Origin of the sequence: Nitratireductor sp. OM-1, assembly GCF_003296175.1 — a bacterium.
GTDB classification, from domain to species: domain Bacteria; phylum Pseudomonadota; class Alphaproteobacteria; order Rhizobiales; family Rhizobiaceae; genus Nitratireductor; species Nitratireductor aquimarinus.
In genome coordinates, this window is sequence record NZ_CP029209.1 from 736,036 (window position 1) to 752,310 (window position 16,275).

At 61.9% G+C, this 16,275-nt stretch carries 19 protein-coding genes; 7 read left to right on the top strand and 12 right to left on the bottom strand.

Features of this window, described 5'->3' with window-relative positions; genetic code table 11:
* Window positions 1–2 precede the first annotated feature (2 nt).
* Window positions 3–698: a GntR family transcriptional regulator gene (locus DEJ54_RS22515; protein ID WP_113156981.1), complete on the top strand. Its 696-nt coding sequence runs from the start codon at window positions 3–5 to the stop codon at window positions 696–698.
* 53 nt (window positions 699–751) lie between these two features.
* Here the strand turns inward: DEJ54_RS22515 and DEJ54_RS22520 are convergent, their stop codons facing one another.
* The 3 genes from DEJ54_RS22520 to DEJ54_RS22530 form a co-directional block, all read right to left on the bottom strand.
* A complete protein-coding gene (locus DEJ54_RS22520) occupies window positions 752–1,279 on the bottom strand; it encodes a hypothetical protein (protein ID WP_113156982.1) in 528 nt (175 codons plus the stop codon).
* A gap of 44 nt (window positions 1,280–1,323) precedes the next feature.
* Window positions 1,324–2,109 carry a hypothetical protein gene (locus DEJ54_RS22525; protein ID WP_162742445.1) on the bottom strand — a complete coding sequence of 262 codons (786 nt, stop codon included), beginning with the start codon at window positions 2,107–2,109 and terminating at the stop codon, window positions 1,324–1,326.
* A 98-nt stretch (window positions 2,110–2,207) separates the two neighbouring features.
* Window positions 2,208–3,200, bottom strand: coding sequence for a LuxR C-terminal-related transcriptional regulator (locus DEJ54_RS22530; protein ID WP_113156984.1), 993 nt, complete (start codon window positions 3,198–3,200; stop codon window positions 2,208–2,210).
* 499 nt (window positions 3,201–3,699) lie between these two features.
* On the opposite strand from DEJ54_RS22530, the gene DEJ54_RS23320 reads away from it, so the two are divergent.
* Window positions 3,700–3,888: a hypothetical protein gene (locus DEJ54_RS23320; protein ID WP_162742447.1), complete on the top strand. Its 189-nt coding sequence runs from the start codon at window positions 3,700–3,702 to the stop codon at window positions 3,886–3,888.
* Window positions 3,885–4,814 (top strand): mechanosensitive ion channel family protein, encoded by a 930-nt coding sequence (locus DEJ54_RS22535; protein ID WP_113156985.1) that lies wholly within the window; start codon window positions 3,885–3,887, stop codon window positions 4,812–4,814. The genes DEJ54_RS23320 and DEJ54_RS22535 overlap by 4 nt, the downstream gene beginning before the upstream one ends.
* 115 nt (window positions 4,815–4,929) lie before the next feature.
* Here the strand turns inward: DEJ54_RS22535 and DEJ54_RS22540 are convergent, their stop codons facing one another.
* The 3 genes from DEJ54_RS22540 to DEJ54_RS22550 form a co-directional block, all read right to left on the bottom strand.
* On the bottom strand, window positions 4,930–5,265 hold the full coding sequence (locus tag DEJ54_RS22540) for a YegP family protein (protein ID WP_113156986.1): 336 nt from the start codon (window positions 5,263–5,265) through the stop codon (window positions 4,930–4,932).
* A 112-nt stretch (window positions 5,266–5,377) separates the two neighbouring features.
* Window positions 5,378–5,962 carry an NAD(P)H-dependent oxidoreductase gene (locus tag DEJ54_RS22545; protein WP_113156987.1) on the bottom strand — a complete coding sequence of 195 codons (585 nt, stop codon included), beginning with the start codon at window positions 5,960–5,962 and terminating at the stop codon, window positions 5,378–5,380.
* 7 nt (window positions 5,963–5,969) lie between these two features.
* Window positions 5,970–6,356: a hypothetical protein gene (locus DEJ54_RS22550; RefSeq protein WP_113156988.1), complete on the bottom strand. Its 387-nt coding sequence runs from the start codon at window positions 6,354–6,356 to the stop codon at window positions 5,970–5,972.
* A 157-nt stretch (window positions 6,357–6,513) separates the two neighbouring features.
* Between DEJ54_RS22550 and DEJ54_RS22555 the strand changes: the two genes are divergently transcribed.
* Window positions 6,514–6,846: a cytochrome c gene (locus DEJ54_RS22555; RefSeq protein ID WP_113156989.1), complete on the top strand. Its 333-nt coding sequence runs from the start codon at window positions 6,514–6,516 to the stop codon at window positions 6,844–6,846.
* A gap of 24 nt (window positions 6,847–6,870) precedes the next feature.
* Complete coding sequence (locus tag DEJ54_RS22560; RefSeq protein WP_113156990.1) at window positions 6,871–7,713, top strand: universal stress protein; 843 nt, start codon at window positions 6,871–6,873, stop codon at window positions 7,711–7,713.
* 141 nt (window positions 7,714–7,854) lie between these two features.
* Here DEJ54_RS22560 and DEJ54_RS22565 read toward each other — a convergent pair whose 3' ends face one another.
* The 3 genes from DEJ54_RS22565 to DEJ54_RS22575 are packed head-to-tail and all read right to left on the bottom strand — an operon-like array spanning window position 7,855 to window position 12,243.
* Window positions 7,855–11,064: an efflux RND transporter permease subunit gene (locus tag DEJ54_RS22565; protein ID WP_113156991.1), complete on the bottom strand. Its 3,210-nt coding sequence runs from the start codon at window positions 11,062–11,064 to the stop codon at window positions 7,855–7,857.
* Entirely contained in the window at window positions 11,061–12,023 is a 963-nt protein-coding gene (locus DEJ54_RS22570) for an efflux RND transporter periplasmic adaptor subunit (RefSeq protein ID WP_113156992.1), read from the bottom strand. Before DEJ54_RS22570 ends, DEJ54_RS22565 begins: the two co-directional genes overlap by 4 nt.
* A gap of 19 nt (window positions 12,024–12,042) precedes the next feature.
* On the bottom strand, window positions 12,043–12,243 hold the full coding sequence (locus DEJ54_RS22575) for a DUF2892 domain-containing protein (RefSeq protein WP_113156993.1): 201 nt from the start codon (window positions 12,241–12,243) through the stop codon (window positions 12,043–12,045).
* Window positions 12,244–12,424: 181 nt separating this feature from the next.
* On the opposite strand from DEJ54_RS22575, the gene DEJ54_RS22580 reads away from it, so the two are divergent.
* Window positions 12,425–12,739, top strand: coding sequence for a helix-turn-helix transcriptional regulator (locus tag DEJ54_RS22580; protein ID WP_113156994.1), 315 nt, complete (start codon window positions 12,425–12,427; stop codon window positions 12,737–12,739).
* On the opposite strand, the gene DEJ54_RS22585 is transcribed toward DEJ54_RS22580, so the two are convergent.
* Together DEJ54_RS22585 and DEJ54_RS22590 are read right to left on the bottom strand one after the other, a co-directional pair.
* Entirely contained in the window at window positions 12,715–13,638 is a 924-nt protein-coding gene (locus DEJ54_RS22585) for a DMT family transporter (RefSeq protein ID WP_113156995.1), read from the bottom strand. The genes DEJ54_RS22580 and DEJ54_RS22585 overlap by 25 nt on opposite strands.
* Before the next feature lie 99 nt (window positions 13,639–13,737).
* A complete protein-coding gene (locus DEJ54_RS22590) occupies window positions 13,738–14,841 on the bottom strand; it encodes a saccharopine dehydrogenase family protein (protein WP_113156996.1) in 1,104 nt (367 codons plus the stop codon).
* 123 nt (window positions 14,842–14,964) lie between these two features.
* On the opposite strand from DEJ54_RS22590, the gene DEJ54_RS22595 reads away from it, so the two are divergent.
* Window positions 14,965–15,396 (top strand): Lrp/AsnC family transcriptional regulator, encoded by a 432-nt coding sequence (locus DEJ54_RS22595; protein WP_113156997.1) that lies wholly within the window; start codon window positions 14,965–14,967, stop codon window positions 15,394–15,396.
* A gap of 59 nt (window positions 15,397–15,455) precedes the next feature.
* Here DEJ54_RS22595 and DEJ54_RS22600 read toward each other — a convergent pair whose 3' ends face one another.
* Window positions 15,456–16,262 (bottom strand): ABC transporter permease, encoded by an 807-nt coding sequence (locus DEJ54_RS22600; RefSeq protein ID WP_113156998.1) that lies wholly within the window; start codon window positions 16,260–16,262, stop codon window positions 15,456–15,458.
* Window positions 16,263–16,275: the final 13 nt, after the last annotated feature.

The window sequence follows — 16,275 nt, forward strand, 5'->3', positions numbered from 1 at the left end:
GCATGGGTGCGGACCACGCCTATCAGCGTCTCGCCAACCGGCTCATCAGCGAGCTGACGGGTGGTCTGTGGCGCAATGGCGATCCGCTGCCATCGGAAAACGCGCTGGCCACGGCCTATGCCGTCTCACGGCGCACCGTGCGTCAGGCGCTGGAGCTTCTCCAGCGCGAGGGCTTCGTTTCCAAAGGGCAGGGGCGCAGCACGGTCTACCGTGAACGCGCCATCGGGCGCAGCAGCGAAAAGCTGGTGGATTTCCCCACCGCTGCGCGCGAAGCGGGCTTTCGCCCCTCCACACGGCTTCTCTCCACCGCGCGCCGTCAGGCATGCCTGTCAGCCGCCCACGCGCTGAACCTTCCGCTTGGAAGCGAGGTGTTCGAAATCCGCCGGGTGCGCCTACTGGAAGGTCGTCCGGTGGTTCACCAGACCTCGCTTCTGCCCTCGGCTCTGGCCCGGCGGCTGGACGTTGCCAAACTCGCGGACACGTCGCTCTACACCATGCTTCGCACGGCGCTCGCAGGCGAGATATTCCTCGCCCGCGAACATGTTTCGCTGCTCACGGCCTCGGCGGAAGAGGCCGAAGCGCTATTGATCCCACAGGCCTCGCCGCTGCTTCGGGTACAGCGCGTCGTGGTCGACAAAGATGGAACGCCGGTCGAATATTCCAACTCGGCGCTGCAGGATTCCTTTTTCCGCTTCTAGAGCATTTCCGCTTTTTTCTGGAATTGCTCCAGGCACTCACGCGCGGAGCACTGCTATTGCGCATGGAGCGCCGTGTCGAACGTGCCCGACACCTTCACGCATTTGCTCGTATCCGCTTCGGAAAACGGCCCGTCCTTGCGGCAGATTGTTGTGTCAAAACTCCCTGTCACACGCGCTTCGCCGTCAAGGCTGAGGCTGTCTAGCGTGATGCCGGCATGCCCCGCATTTTCGTCACTGATATAGAAGGGGCTGTCCATCCCTTCCGGCCACCAGCTGATGCTGCCGGTGATCATCTGCGCCGTGGCGTCCGTTCCCAGCGCCGTAAAGTCGATCACCAGCATGTTGTTGAGGCGCGACTCTGCTTGCGGGTCCATTGCCTGAACCGAGACAGTCACGGAGGGGCCAACAGGCACGAAGGTCGCCATGGCCGAGCCTTCGGAGGGGAACGCCAGTGTCTCGCCCGTATATCCGGTTCCATCGATCGTTGCCGTCACGCTGCCGATCGTTTCGCCTTCCAGCGCCATGGCGGGGAATGTAACGAGCGAACCTGCCAGCAAGAGAAGGCGCAGAGTGGGCTTCATGTAAGTGCTCCTGGGTTGTTCAGGGAAAGGTGAGGGGACCGGAATCACGGGAAATCCCAGTCCTTGTGGCTGATGCGGAAAATGCGCGGTGTACCGTCCGGCTGATCGGGATCAATACGCAGGGCGTATTCGGTGCGCTGCGCCCGCCCGAAATTCACACAGTCCACAATGACGGTGATCATGCCGCGATACATGGGCTGCGTGGGATGGCGACGCGGCTCTTCGCATGCGCCGTCGAAATCCTGAGCGCCATAAATGGGGTCGGCCCCCGCAGCTCCGGATATGAAGCGCTGCACAATGGCTTTCTGGAAGAACCGCCCGGCCCCCGTGCGCGTGTAAAGCTCGGTTCGAATCCCCTGATCCTCAAGCGAACGCAGTTCGTAGAGCGCGCGCACCAGCCCTTCCGATCTGGCGATCAGATCGCCGCCGGGCTCCACGGAAACGCGTTTGGCCGGCTTTTGTGGTTTTGCTGGCTGTCCAAAATCAGGCCGCAGATAGTTCGCATTGACCCAGCCCGCCCGGATCAAAGCGCGATCCTGCATCAGGCACCAGCGCGGCGGCAGCGCCCGGCGCTGCGCTTCGCTCATGCGCTGAAAATGTGCCGGCGGGATGTATGGAACGCATGTGACCTGTTTCAGCCCGCCTTCATTGCTGCGGAAACGCTCAATCACCGGATAGCGCGTGCCCGGGCCCATACGCGCGTTGAGCGCGTCGTTTCTGGAGACGCCAACCACCCGCCAGCTATCGGGCCCATGCCCGTCGATTTCAGCCGAAGCCGGGGCCGACATCGCTGTCAGCGCAAACAGAAACCCCGCGATCAGTTTTCTCATTCCATCGTGCCTTTGCTTCGTTTCCGCCCGCCGGCGCGCTTCGGCCGGGCAGGGCGAAAGAAGCGGCGATAAAGACAAAAGGAAATAGTGCAGATGCACTACGGGCTTGCGCCCGGGGCTCTCGGTGCGCCCGGAGCGGTGAACTGGCCAAAGGTCGTCAGATGCAGTTGCACCAGCTCTGTCCGGCTGGCGACGTGCAGTTTTCCAAAAATGTTGGCGATGTGGTTGCGCACCGTGGAAGGGGCGATGGCCAGCTCTGTCGCGATTTCCCGAAAAGTCAGCCCGGTCACGTAGGAACGCACGATCTCCATTTCGCGAGGGGGCAGGCGCGCAAATGCGCCAAGTGGTGTGAGCCGCACGAGATAATGCGCACCCCAGCGCTCGGCGCTGGCAAGAAGCGCCGTGCCCTGCCAGGCGCCGGTCTGCACAAGCCCCTCCCACATCCCATGCGGCAAGCGATTGGAAAGCGCACCTTCCTCGCGCGCCAGCTCCGAAAACCTGTCGAGACCGACCAGAATCCAGCCGCCCCGATCCACAAGGCCGATGGCTTCGCTTTCGCGGCCGTGACGCATGAGCGAGGATTGCCGGTTGATGCGAAGCGCTGCCGAGAGATGCGGCAAGATCACGTTCTTCATCATCCGGGAGGCGTCGCAGAAGACGTTTGTTCTGGCTTCGGAACAGAGGCCCACGAAGCTGACATAGCCATCCAGAGGCTCGGCCGAGATCGTCGCCATCATCTGCCGCGCTCCAAAGCGCCGCCAGTGATCATTATAGGCGATGCTGTCCCGATAATTCTGGATATCGTCGAAACGGGCGGCTTTTCCCAATTGCTCCAGCGTGATGTCGCAGAAGGCATCCTGATCGGCCACCTGAGACCAATCATTGAGTATCTCGGGCGACTGCTCATAGGTAACCAGATCCGTCACGTCGCGGCTTTCAGCCGCTCCGCCGCCCCAGACCGCGAAATCGAAATCGATCAGCTTTGTGAGCCGCTCCAGCGTGCGAAGCCGAAAGGCCTCGGGATGGCAGTCGGCCGCGTCCGAATAGAGTTCAAGCAGGAAATCGGAAGTGGAGGCAAGCCGGTCGTTCATGCCAGTGAAGCGTGGTTTTCAACGAGTGAAATGAATGAAGTGAAGCTGCATTTTTCCTTACGTAAGGGCAATAGAAAATTACAGATTCAAGCAATTTTTCAATCAAGCACAATTTATGGAAATCAATCAGACGGGAAATGCCAATAAAAAACCAAACAAATGGCTCCATTCATAAGCGAATGTCTCATTTGAGCGATGGTTTCTGATTATTATTGGATTCTGAGCTTGAAAAACAAATTTTTATAATTAAATCAAAAACATGCTTATGAATCTGAAAAACGCGACGATCAGGTGCGCCCGGGAAACTCATGTTTCTCCCGGGGCGGTGTGTCGTTGAGATAAGCATAAGTTCTCTTCCGTCCCGGGTGCCAGCCAGAGCATCGATCCAAAAAGTGGAAGCCGGTTTTCGGTTTCCTCCGATGCTCCATCGAAACTCTGGACCGTCTTTGGTGCGTCCGAATGGATGCACGGCGATCCAAGTGCCTGGAAGAGATCACAAATGTCGAGAAAAATTCAGCCTCTGGTTTGCGCGCATTGCGGAAGCCTGTCTCCGCGCGCCGCTTCGCGCTGCCTTCATTGCCTGAGCCCCATTCGCCAGGACGATCAGCCGGTCAAGCTGCCCGCACGCCCGCGCGAGCGCCCCGGTCGCGGCTTCCGCCGTGTCGACCTGGAGGTGAGCCTGATATGAGTGCGATCCGCAAAACCTTCCTGCGCATACTCTGGCCGCTGCTTTGCACCGGGCTCGCCATTGCCGCCTATATGCTGCACCAGCCGGTCATGGAGTGGCTGGAACTGGGCATCCCGCCCAAACCCATTCGCGTGCTGACAGGCGCTGTCGCCTATTTTTCGGCGGCGTGGCTGGGCGGGCGTCTTGTCGCCATGGCGCTGGAGCGGGCCGGGCGAAAGCGCCGTCAGGTGCCGAAGCTTCTGCCGGAGCTGATCTCGGCTGCCCTGTTCCTGGCCGCGACGCTGGCGACGGTGATGCTGGTGATCGGACAGAGCTGGAGCGGCGCGCTGGCCGGTTCCGGGCTTATCATCGCAATTCTGGGCTTCGCGCTGCGCAGCACGCTGGCGGATGTCTTCGCCGGCATCGCAGTGGGCATCGAAGCGCCATATCGCATAGGCGACTGGGTTTCCATCGACGACCAGACGCGCGGGCGGGTGATCGAGATCGGCTGGCGCACCACGCGCCTGTTCACCCGCAACGACACCTATGTGATCCTGCCCAACAGCCAGATCGCACGGCAGAAGCTCACCAACTACAGCGCTCCGAACCGGAAATACCGAACGCAGGTGGAAGTGGTGCTATCTCACGCCTTTGCCGTCAGCGATGCGCGCAAGCTTCTGGCCGAGGCCGCCAGCCGTTCACCGATCATCGTTCAGACGCCGGCGCCGGACGTTCGGGTAGCGTCATACGATCCGGAAGGCATTCGCTATAATGTGCGATTCTGGGTGCCCAGCTTCGCCGATGACATCGACTGCCGGGATGCGATCTTCGCCGAGATCGATGCGGCCCTGCGCAATTCAGGCCTGCCGCTGCCCGTGCCGGGGATACGCATTGTGAATGGTGGAGCGGAGGCGACCTCCGCTCCACGCAAGGTCATGGAGCACTAAAGGGAAAGCCGGGCTTGGAGCGTTTCCGCTTTTCATTGGATCGCGAAAACGCCCTACTCATTGTTTTTACGCAATTCCGGTCGGAAAACCGGTTCCCACTTTTCCCGAAATTGCTCTAGGCCGTCAGATCTTCCAGCTTGGCGTCCGGGGCGTTGTTCTTCACGGACTGGATGCCGTTTTCGCGCGCGCTTTCGCTGCTATAGGATTCGCTCGTGCCGATCACCTGGCCATTGGAGGCCTTCAGGTTGAACATGGGCTTGCCCGAAGAGGTATCCTTGCGCTCGTAGCGCTCGTCCTTGGGAGAGTTGGTGCGAACGGACTCGATGCCGTTCTCCGCGCTCGACTTCTGCTTGTAGCCTTCGCTGGCCAGAATGATCTCGCCATTGCCGGCTTTCAGGCGAAACCTGAATTCACCCGCCTTGTCCTTGTAGAGTTCGAACTTTCCCGCCATTGCGGATGCCCTCCTGATGATGATGCGTCGTCACGTCTGGATCCGTGAATCCATATGCGCAAGATGCTTTGTTATGCCGGGTCTGTCACCCCGGGCGGTGTGGATTTCACAACTAGAGAGCACTCTTGCCCAGCGCGCGGACCTCTTCGATCCAGCTTTTGCGCTTTTCTTCACTCGCTTCTTCCACTGCGCCGAACAGGGTTTCGCGCACGGGCGAAAAACCGACGAATTTCAGCACGTGGCGGCGAAGGCTGCGCAGGCTGTGCGAGAAGAACCAGAGCCGGTAGATCAGCGCCGGCATGCCCATGGTGACGATAACCCGCGCCGATTTGCCCTTGAGCAGCGTTTCGGGAAACCCCTTCTCCTTGTAGGCAAAGGCAACGCCCGGACGCAGGAGCTGTTCGAGAAAGCCCTTCAGGAGCGCTGGCATGGTGCCGAGCCACAGAGGGTAGATGAACACCACATGTTCGGCGGCGGTCACGGCCTCCTGCGCCGGTTTCAGCGCGTCGGGCAGGGCTCCGTGCAGAAAATCCTGCTGTGAATTCAAAAGCGGGAAGTCCAGCGCCGCCAGATCGATGATGTCGACCACATGCCCGGCCCCCTGCGCCCCTTCCGCATAGGCGGCAGCGAAGGCGCGGCAGAGCCGGTCGGGGCTGGGGTCGGGATGCCCCAGCACGATGGCGATGCGCCGGATCATCGGGCCGCTAAAGCCGTTCGACCAGCTTCACCTGAAAGGTGTGCATCTGGCCTTCACGGGAGATGGAAACATATTCGCCCTGCCGGAAGCGTTCCTCCCCGAGGCGGAAGCCGATCTCGTCATCGCGCTCGCCTTCCTCATAGTCGAAATACCACTGGCCGCCGGGCTTGCGGCGCAACCGGCCAATCTTGTCCTGCGCGTCCGGTTCAAAGCGGCGCACGCGGCACTGCATCTGGTGCTTCTTCCACTCCACGGGGTCGAGGCGGCCCTCCGTGTCCAGCGGTACGAGCAGATCGTAGCCCTCGTCATGCTCACCCATCGGGTGCCCTTTTTCGCGGGCGAGTTCGAGCCGGACATGGCGAATTTTCGGAGAGAGGTCAGAAACTGTGGTCATGCTGGATCCTTTCGTTCTTCACCACCCTAGAAAGCCGATTCTGAAGGCGCTTTGACAAAGATCAAGTCATTGTTTGCCACTGTTCCTTGACCCGCATCAAAGTTTGCTATGCTAAAGCTGATAGTTCTTGAATCAATTATGATCCGAAAGGCTGGAAATGCAGAACTTCACGCTCCGCACGGGCGTCTTCGCGGCGCTCTTCGCAGCAGCCTGCGCTCAGGCGATGGCAGACGAAGCTGATGAACTCGTGGCCTATGGCCGGGAGCTGATCGAGACGAACTGCTCCAGTTGCCATGCCGTCGGCGCGACTGATGAGAGCACACATCCGGAAGCGCCGCCCTTCCGCGAGCTCTCGCAGCGCTATCCGCTGGAGGCGCTGGAAGAGGCGTTTGCAGAAGGCATTGTCGTGGGCCATCCCGACATGCCGGTCTTCATCGCCGAGCCTGACCAGATCGACGCGATCCTGACTTATCTCGCCACGCTCCAGTAGCGCTTTTTCAGAAGGAGAAGAACCATGGCCGATAAACCGAAATGCATTCTTGTCGGCCTTGAGGCCAGCGAGGGGTTCACCTCCACGCCGGCGCTCGATTATGCGGTGGCGCTTGCCGCCCATCATGGTTCCTGTCTCACGGTCTGCGCGCTGCCGCCATCCATCTACCTGCCGATCTCGCGCACCGGCGGCGGCCTGGCCAGCATCGTCAAGAAAGAGCTGGACGCACTGGAAGCCACGACGCGCGAAACCGCGAAGGCTGCGGCGCGGCTTGCCGCAGGGGCCGGCGTGGAATGCGTGACCGAGCAGTCGCTTTCGCGGCTTGAGCCACGCAGCGCACGCCTTGCGCGCCTCGCAAGGGTCAACGATTTGTGCGTACTCGACGCACCGGGCAAAGGCTCGGATATGAAAAGCGATGTGGTCGAGGATGTGCTGTTCGACAGCGGCCGGCCTGTGCTTCTGGTGCCGCAGGCTGGTGGCAACCCCGCGCCGAAGCGTGTTGCGGTTGCCTGGGACGGCAGCGCCCGTGCGGCGCGCGCGGTGGACGATGCGCTGTCCTTCCTGCAGGAAGCAGAGCAGGTGTTCATCGTTTCGGTGACCGGCGAGAAGGATCTCTCGCGCATGGCGCCGGGGGCCGACCTTGCCGCCTATCTCGTCCGCCACGGGGTCAATGACCCGCAGATTGAAACACTCACCGCCATTGATGGCGATGTCACGGCGCGGCTGAATGCGTTTCTGTCGGCAGAGCAGGTGGAGCTGATGGTGATGGGCGCTTTCGTTCATTCCCGCTTCCGCGAGGCTGTCCTCGGCGGTGTCACCCGCACCATGCTCCAAAGCGCGCCCGCACCGCTTCTGTTAGCGCACTAAAGAAATTCCAGGAAAAGCGGGAACCGGTTTTTCGTCCGGAATTTCGTAAAAACAATGCGTCAGGGGGAGGGGAGAAGTGCCTTCCCCCTGACGGGCACATGTGCGCCCGTATGAGGGGGAAGGCGAGGGCTTTCGCCGCAATCAGGTGCGCAGCACACGGTAGATCGCGGGGATAACCAGCACGGTCAGCAGCGTCGAAGACGCCAGACCGAACAGGAGCGAGATCGCCAGACCCTGAAAGATCGGGTCCGCAAGGATCACCGCCGCGCCGATCATCGCCGCAAAGGCGGTGAGCAAGATCGGTTTGAAGCGGATCGCACCGGCTTCGATCAGCACCTCGGTCAGCGGCCGCTCGGGCGACGCCGCATGGCGGATGAAGTCCACCAGCAGGATCGAGTTGCGGACGATGATGCCGGCAAGCGCGATGAAGCCGATCATCGACGTGGCCGAGAAGGGCGCGCCAAACAACCAGTGCCCGCCGAGAATGCCGATGAAGGTCAGCGGGATCGGCGTCAGGATCACCAGCGGCACCTTGAACGAGCCGAACTGCGCCACCACCAGAATGTAGATGCCGAGCAGGGCAACCATGAAAGCAGCGCCCATGTCACGGAAGGTGACCCAGGTCACTTCCCACTCGCCATCCCACAGAAGCGTGGGGGTGCTTTCGTCCGAGGGCTGGCCGTTCAGGCTGATGGTCGGCTTTTCGAGCCCCGTCCAGTCCTGCGCATCCAGCGCCTCCTGCACGGCCATCATGCCATAGAGCGGAGCCTCGAAATCGCCGGCCAGTTCTGCCGTCACCATCTCGGCCGCACGGCCATTGTGGCGGAACACCGGATAGGAGGCGCGCTCCTCGGAAATCTGCACGACATCGCCCAGATCCACCACGCCGCGGCTGCCCGGCAGCACATTGGCGGGAATCGGCGTCGTCAGGAAATCCTCGTCCAGCGTCTTCTCGCCCCTGGGCCGCTCGACACGGATCGGGATCGGCTGACGGCCTTCGCCGCGATGCGAATAGCCAACGGTCTGGCCGCCATTGAGGATGGCCAGCGTGTCGAACACGTCGCTCTCTTCAACACGGTAGAATTCCGCATCATCGGTCGAGACCGTGGCGCGCAGACGCCGGGCAGGATCGCCGAAGGAGTTGTCCACGTCCACCACGAAGGGAACAGAGCGGAACGCAGCCTCCACCCGCTCCGCCACCTGACGGCGCGTTTCAGCGTCGGGACCATAGATCTCGGCCAGCAGCGTCGCCATGACCGGCGGGCCGGGCGGCGGCTCAACGACCTTCAGGCTCGTGCCCTCGGGCACCGGCAGCGTGGCAAGGCGCTCGCGAATGTCGAGCGCGATGTCATGGCTGGCGCGGTCGCGCTCGCCCTTGCCGGTCAGGTTCAGCGCCACGTCGCCCTGTTCAGGGGCTGCACGCAGGAAGTAGTGACGCACCAGCCCGTTGAAGTTGAACGGAGCGGCCGAGCCCGCATGGGTCTGCACCGAGCGAACCTCGGGCAGTTCGAGCACGTTGCGCGCAACCGCCTGGGCAACCGCATCCGTGGCTTCCACGGAAGAGCCCTCGGGCAGGTCGATCAGCACCGCCAGTTCCGACTTGTTGTCGAACGGCAGCAGCTTCACGGTCACGTCCTTGGTGTAGAACAGACCGAGCGAGCCGAGCGTCACGAGACCAACGGCGATGAGGAAGAACCAGCTCCGCCCCTTGCTCTTTAGGATCGGCCGGGCCGCCCAGCTATAGATGCGCCCGAGCGAACCGCCCTGGTGATGACCGTCGCCACCATGCGCAGCGATGGGGGCCTTGCCGGCGGTCTTCATCATCAGCCACGGCGTGACCATGACGGCGACGAAGAAGGAGAAGATCATCGCAGCCGAGGCGTTGGCCGGGATCGGGCTCATATAGGGCCCCATCATGCCGGACACGAACAGCATCGGCAGAAGGGCGGCCACCACAGTCAGCGTGGCGACGATGGTCGGGTTGCCCACTTCCGCCACGGCCTCAATGGCCGCGCGGCGGCGGTCGCGCCCGTCACCCATGCCCCAGTGGCGTGCGATGTTCTCGATCACCACGATGGCGTCGTCCACCAGAATGCCGATGGAGAAAATCAGCGCGAACAGCGAGACGCGGTTCAGCGTGTATCCCATCACGCGGGCGGCAAACAGGGTGAGCAGGATGGTGACCGGAATGACGATGGCCACCACGATCGCTTCCCGCCAGCCAATGGCAACCCACACGAGCGCGATGATCGAAATCGTCGCAAGAGCCAGGTGGAACAGCAGCTCATTGGCCTTTTCATTGGCCGTTTCGCCATAATCGCGGGTGATCTCCACGGAGACACTGTCGGGAATGACATTGCCTTCGAGCAGCTCCACACGCTCCAGAATCTGGTGCGCCACGGTCACGGCGTTTGCGCCGGCGCGCTTTGCGACTGCCAGCGTGACGGACGGAACGCGTTCGATTGCGCCATCCTCGCTGCGGGTCACGGTCGAGACCAGCGCTTCGCTGGCGTCCGTCGTGAAGCTCACATCGGCCACATCGCGCACATAGACGGGGCGTCCGTCACGCGCGGTCAGCAGCAGATTGCCGATTTCGGCTGGCGTGCGCAGCGTTTCGCCCGCAACAACGGTGATCTGCTCACCCGCATCGCGCACCTGCCCGACGGGGAAGGCGCGGTTTGCGCCCGACACCTTGCCGGCCAGCTGCTGCAGCGTGATACCGTTGAGCGCCAGGCGGCGCGGATCGGGCGCGATGCGGATCACCTCGCCGGTTTCGCCAACCAGATAGGTCAGGCCGACATCCTCGATCTTTGCGATCTCGGTGCGCAGCTCGCGGGCGATCCGGGTCAGATCGGTCGCCGTGGTGCTGTCGGCGGCCTCGGGCTTCGGCGACAGGGTGAGCGAGACGATGGCGACATCGTCGATCCCGCGTCCAACGATCAGCGGTTCGGGAATGCCGACGGGAATGCGGTCCATATTGGCCCGCACCTTGTCGTGCACGCGCAGCACTGCGGCGTCGGACGAGGTGCCGACAACGAAACGCGCGGTGACCATGGTGCGGTCGTCGCCGGTCTGCGAATAGACGTGCTCGACACCGTCAATGCCCTTGACGATGGTTTCCAGCGGCTCGGTCACGAGTTTGACGGCGTCTTCCGCCTTCAGCCCGTTGGCCTGGACGTGGATGTCCACCATGGGAACGGAGATCTGGGGCTCTTCCTCGCGCGGCAGGGTGGCAAGCGCCACGAGACCGAAGGCGAAAGCCGCGATCAGGAAGAGGGGGGTGAGGGGCGAATTGATGAAGGTGCGCGTCAGCACACCGGCAATACCCAGCTTTTCTGGTGCTTGGTTCATGGCGCGATGACCGTGTCTCCGGCAGCGAGGCCGCTCAGGATTTCAACAAAGTCACCATCGTCGCGGGTAACGGTTTCGCCCGGAACCACCGTGCGTTCGATGGTTGCCCCGCCTGCTTCAACGGTGACGAAATCGATGCCCGAGCGCGTGGTGACGGCAGCGGCGGGAACGAGCAGCGCTTCGCGTTCGCCCACCGGCACACGCACGAGCACACGCGCATCGACAAAGGCAGTGTCGAGGCTTTCCACCTCCACATCCGCGATAACGCGGCCATTCTCGATCTGCGGATAGATTTTGGCGAGACGGCCTTCCACTTCCTGCCCCTGGCTGGTGATGTGAATGGCTGCATCTTCTTCGAGCGCGGCTGCGTGCCGTTCGGGGATTGCAAGACGCAGGAAGAACCCACCGCCGCCAATCGTGGCGATCGGTTCACCGGGCAGAACCACGGCGCCCCTTGTGACGGGAACCGTCAGGATCCGGCCATCGAGCGGCGCAAAGATTGCGCCCTCGGCACCCTGCTGTTCGATCACCGAACGCTGTGCTTCGGTGGCGGCGATCTGGTTGCGGATCACGTCCACCTGCGTGCGCAGCTGGTCGAGCCGCTGGGTGGTAACAACGCCGCGTTCCACCAGTGTCTGGCCGCGGGCGAGTTCTGATTCCGCCGTTTCCATCTGCGCCTCCAGCGCGCGCAGCTGCGCGTCTAGAGCGGCGATCTGGAATGCGATCTTGTCGTCACGGATCGTGCCGATCTGCTGCCCGGAGGTGACGTTGTCGCCCTCGCTGACATTCAGTTCGACAACGATGCCACCGATGCGCGCACGCGCCGGCACCGTATCCCGAGCTTCCACGCGGCCATAGACCGGCTTCCACTCGGTTATCGCAGTTGGCGTCAGGGTGATGTTTTCGGCGAGTGCCGGGCCTGCTGAAAGAAACCCGGCGAGAAGAAGAATGGCGCGCATCGGAGCCTCACTGTGGTGATTAAAACGCGGTGCCGGACTTCACGCCCAGCTTGCGGAACAGGAACGCGGCCGGGCAGAAGCCCGTGAAAGCCGACTGTAGCATGTTCAGGCCGATAAAGACCGTGAACCAGATGAACAGCGGCGAGACCCACATGGTCAGAACCACGGAGAGAAGTATCATGATGCCAGCAAAGGCGAGAACTGCGCGATCGAGTGTCATGGCTATGCCTCCTTGAATATTATGATGTCTTCATATATTAATATACGAGTGAAATGCAAGACCCGATGATTTGAACTTTCCCGCAACGACATGGATCGGATTGTGCAGCAGCCCGCGAGAGCGCTTGACATGACTGCCCGCGCACCCGACATCTGAGATGCTCATAAATTCATGTATTCAGATGAACGAAAACGACATCGCCGCCTTTGAAAGCAAGGCGCGGCAAGCCTCGGACCTCCTCAAGGCCATGGCCAACCAGAACCGGCTCATGATCCTTTGCCACCTGCTCGATGGCGAAGCGAGCGTGAATGCGCTGGCGGAAGCGGTTGGCATGTCCCAGTCGGCCTTATCCCAGCAGCTCGGCAAGTTACGGGCACTGGGGCTGGTGGAGACGCGGCGAGACGGCCAGCAAATCTATTACAGCCTTGCCGCACAGGAAGTGGAGCAGGTGCTCCAGACCCTCTACGGAATCTACTGCGCGTCCGGCAAGGGCTGAGCCTGCACATCCCTTGCAATGGCCCGCTCGCGGAAAACGATGTAGAGCCCTGCGCCAATGGTGATGGCGATGCCGAGAGCGGCGAGCCCGTTGGGCAGGTCGCGGAAGATCAGCCAGCCGATCACGGTGGCGAAGGGGATCTCCAGATACTGGATCGGCGCCACGGTGGCCGATGGCGCAAAGCGCAGCGACCAGGTCATGAGCAGGTGCCCGAACGTTCCGAAAAAGCCCGAAGCGATCAGGAGCAGCGTCTCCCGCAGATCCGGCTGCACCATGCGCAGCTGCGGCAGATCGAAACCGAGATTTATGAACGCGACCGCCGCAAAACCGATGACGGCGTAAATGCCGCTCACCACCTGAAGCGCAATCGGGTCGGCCACGCGCGAGATCTTCCGCGTTACCAGCATGTAGCCTGAAAAGGCAAAGGCGACGACCAGCGGCAGCAAAGCCGGCGCGCCCACGGTCACGAGGTTCGGCTGCACGACAAGAAGCGTGCCGATGAAGCCGACCGTGCAGGCTGCAAGACGCCTTGGGCCAATCGCTTCGCCAAGAAAGAACTTTCCGAAAGCGAGCATGATGAACGGCATGACGAAGGCGATTGCCACCGCGTCGGCCAACGGCAGATACCGCAGCGACATGAACATCGCGCCGATGCCCGTGATGTGCAGCGCCGTGCGCAGCACTGTCAGCCGCATCACATATGCGGGCAGTGCGAGCCGTATGCCGCTCCACCAGACGATAGGCAGAAGAAAGACCACCTGCGCGGCGAAACGTACGACCAGAAGCTCGAACAGCGGAATGGTCTCGCCCAACAGTTTCGCAATCGAGTCGCCCAGAGGGGCGACCGCGCAGAAACCGATCATCAGGAGGATGCCGACTAGCGGCCGGTCGTTTGTCATCGCGCGAGATTATGGAGGGGTTCTGACCCGCGCAATGTCACATGAGGCCGAAACGGTACGGCCAGCGACCTATTTCGCCGCTGGCCGAAAAATGCTCGATCAGGCCGCTTTTGCCTGCGGGCCGCTGTCCGGCTGATAGGTGCGGCCGAAGCGGTTTGCCAAAAAGTCTTCCAGCGCAATGTCTTCCTGCTGCACGAAGCCTTTTGCGGGGAGTTTGCCATTGGCGAGCAGGTCAAGCACGGTGCAGATGCCGGCTGCCGTCGTCTTCTGGATGGCGCTGCGCGCATGCGGCCCTGCCGGATCGGCGAACACGGAGTTGGCGTAGCTCTCCTGCACCAACCGGCCATTCTTCAGGCCCGTGATCGTCACGAAGATCACCACCACGTCCTGCATGGTGGTCGGCAGTGCGTGCTCGAAGATCTCCTTCAACAGATCGCGGCGCTCGATCAGGCGCAGATCGTTCAGCAGCATCTTCATGATCGAGGCATGGCCGGGATAGCGGATCGTGCGGTAGTTGAGATTGCGCACACGCCCTTTTAGCGACTCGCAGATGGAGCCCAGGCCACCGGACGTGTTGAACGCTTCGTAGCGCACGCCGTCCAGCGAGAACTCTTCCAGCCCCTCAAGCGGCGCGACTTCCTTCATTTCGCCATCGACAATGGCCTCGCAGGATTCGCAATACTCGTTGATCACGCCTTCCGGCGACCAGGTGAGATTGTAATTGAGCGCATTGGCCGGAAACTGCGGCAGCGCGCCGACGCGCATCCGAACATCGTGCAGCTCGTCAAAGCGCTTGGCGAGCGAATTGGCGGCGATGGTGATGAAGCCCGGCGCGAGACCGCACTGGGGAATGAAGGCCGTGTCGGCGGTCGCCGCGATCTCCTTCACGCGACGCGTGCTTTTCACATCCTCGGTAAGGTCGAGGTAATGCACACCGGCTTCGGCTGCGGCCTCGGCAATGGGAACGGTCAGATTGTAGGGCGCGGCGTTGAGCAGGGCGAACTTGCCCTTCAGAACGGCAGCCAGCGCCTTCGTGTCGGAAAGGTCGACCTCGACACCCGCAATCTGCGGGTGCTCGGGCAGGGCCGCGAGCTGTTCGGCCGAACGGTCGGCAACGGTGACCGAATAATCGCCCGAGGCGACCAGCATGTCAGCAATGGCAGCGCCGATGCGCCCGGCTCCGGTGACGACGATTTCCTTCATTCCGTTCCCTTTCGATTCTGTAGAATGCGCACCAAGTGTCACCCCGATCTGCGTTGAATCGAAGAGATAAATCGGGTAATTTGACTTATCATTTTAAACATATTGACGATAAGATTGGACAATATGACGGTATCGCAAGCGGATCGTGCGGTGATCGCTCTCCTGCGGGAGAATGCCCGCATGTCGGTGTCGGAAATCGCACGACGGCTCGGGGTCTCGCGCTCCACCGCGCAAAGCCGGCTCGAGCGGCTGGAGCGCAGCGGCACAATCGCCGGCTATGCGGTGCGGCTCTCAGGCGAATATGACGCCGCGCAGATCCGCGCGCATCTTCTGGTAACGGTTTCGCCAAAGCTCTCCGGCGATGTCATCGCAGCCATGGAGAAGATGCCGGCCGTGCGCGCGGTCCATTCCGTCAGCGGCTCGTTCGACATGATCATCGTCGTCGAAGCGCCCTCGGTGGCCGAGCTTGATGCGGTGATCGACACGATTGGCGCACTGAAGGGCGTCGACCGGACAATGAGCTCCATCATCCTGTCGACACGGATTGATCGTTAGATCGCTGGGCCAGAGCAATTCCGGAAAAAGCGGGTCCCGGTTTTTCGTCCGGAATTGCTCTAATCCGCCGCCATCCGCGCAGCGCTGCGGCGGCGGGCAATCTCATAGGCGATGGCTCCAAGCACCGTGATCGCGATCATGATCAACGCCAGCGCATTCACGGCGGGCGTCAGGCCCGTGCGCACCTTGGTGGCGATGTAGACCGTCAGCGGCGTATCGAAACCGCGCACGAACAGCGTCGTGTTGTAGTTCTCGATGGATTGCAGGATCGCCAGGAAACCGGCTGCGATGAGCGCGGGTTTCAGGAAGGGCAGGAGCACGCGGCGGAACACCATGAACTTCGATGCGCCGAGACCAAGGGCCGCTTCTTCCTGTGTCGGGTCGAAGCGCTGGAGCCGCGCCGTGATCATCAGCATGACATAGCAGATGATGAAGCTCGCCTGCGCCACCACGATCAGAAACACGCCGCCGCCGACGCCGAGCTGCCGCCACAGAACCAGTGTGGCGATGCCGATGACCACGCCGGGCGTGAGCAGCGGCGACACCATGACCGCATACATGAAGCTGCGGGCGCGCGCATGCAGGCTCGTGAGAACAAGCGCTGCCGCCGTGCCGATGGGCAGAACGGTGATCACAACGAAGAAGGCGACGATGAAGGAGGTCCACAGCGACTGCCACATGCCGCTGTCGCTCCACAGCGCATCGAACCATTGAAGCGTCGTGCCGCGCCACGGCGTCACGGTCGGGAAGCGGCTGGTGTTGAATGTGGCGATGCCCATGATCGCGAGCGGCGCGAACAGGTAGAGAAAGAACGCCACCATATAGAAGCCGAACATGGCCCGGGCGATGCGGTCGGCGGCACTCATGCGCGAACCTCCG

Excerpts from the sequence above, each read along its gene's own strand:
- DEJ54_RS22515 (WP_113156981.1), top strand. The coding sequence starts at position 3 with ATGGGTGCGGACCACGCCTATCAGCGTCTCGCCAACCGGCTCATCAGC.
- DEJ54_RS22520 (WP_113156982.1), bottom strand. The coding sequence starts at position 1,279 with ATGAAGCCCACTCTGCGCCTTCTCTTGCTGGCAGGTTCGCTCGTTACA.
- DEJ54_RS22525 (WP_162742445.1), bottom strand. The coding sequence starts at position 2,109 with ATGAGAAAACTGATCGCGGGGTTTCTGTTTGCGCTGACAGCGATGTCG.
- DEJ54_RS22530 (WP_113156984.1), bottom strand. The coding sequence starts at position 3,200 with ATGAACGACCGGCTTGCCTCCACTTCCGATTTCCTGCTTGAACTCTAT.
- DEJ54_RS23320 (WP_162742447.1), top strand. The coding sequence starts at position 3,700 with ATGTCGAGAAAAATTCAGCCTCTGGTTTGCGCGCATTGCGGAAGCCTG.
- DEJ54_RS22535 (WP_113156985.1), top strand. The coding sequence starts at position 3,885 with ATGAGTGCGATCCGCAAAACCTTCCTGCGCATACTCTGGCCGCTGCTT.
- DEJ54_RS22540 (WP_113156986.1), bottom strand. The coding sequence starts at position 5,265 with ATGGCGGGAAAGTTCGAACTCTACAAGGACAAGGCGGGTGAATTCAGG.
- DEJ54_RS22545 (WP_113156987.1), bottom strand. The coding sequence starts at position 5,962 with ATGATCCGGCGCATCGCCATCGTGCTGGGGCATCCCGACCCCAGCCCC.
- DEJ54_RS22550 (WP_113156988.1), bottom strand. The coding sequence starts at position 6,356 with ATGACCACAGTTTCTGACCTCTCTCCGAAAATTCGCCATGTCCGGCTC.
- DEJ54_RS22555 (WP_113156989.1), top strand. The coding sequence starts at position 6,514 with ATGCAGAACTTCACGCTCCGCACGGGCGTCTTCGCGGCGCTCTTCGCA.
- DEJ54_RS22560 (WP_113156990.1), top strand. The coding sequence starts at position 6,871 with ATGGCCGATAAACCGAAATGCATTCTTGTCGGCCTTGAGGCCAGCGAG.
- DEJ54_RS22565 (WP_113156991.1), bottom strand. The coding sequence starts at position 11,064 with ATGAACCAAGCACCAGAAAAGCTGGGTATTGCCGGTGTGCTGACGCGC.
- DEJ54_RS22570 (WP_113156992.1), bottom strand. The coding sequence starts at position 12,023 with ATGCGCGCCATTCTTCTTCTCGCCGGGTTTCTTTCAGCAGGCCCGGCA.
- DEJ54_RS22575 (WP_113156993.1), bottom strand. The coding sequence starts at position 12,243 with ATGACACTCGATCGCGCAGTTCTCGCCTTTGCTGGCATCATGATACTT.
- DEJ54_RS22580 (WP_113156994.1), top strand. The coding sequence starts at position 12,425 with ATGAACGAAAACGACATCGCCGCCTTTGAAAGCAAGGCGCGGCAAGCC.
- DEJ54_RS22585 (WP_113156995.1), bottom strand. The coding sequence starts at position 13,638 with ATGACAAACGACCGGCCGCTAGTCGGCATCCTCCTGATGATCGGTTTC.
- DEJ54_RS22590 (WP_113156996.1), bottom strand. The coding sequence starts at position 14,841 with ATGAAGGAAATCGTCGTCACCGGAGCCGGGCGCATCGGCGCTGCCATT.
- DEJ54_RS22595 (WP_113156997.1), top strand. The coding sequence starts at position 14,965 with ATGACGGTATCGCAAGCGGATCGTGCGGTGATCGCTCTCCTGCGGGAG.
- DEJ54_RS22600 (WP_113156998.1), bottom strand. The coding sequence starts at position 16,262 with ATGAGTGCCGCCGACCGCATCGCCCGGGCCATGTTCGGCTTCTATATG.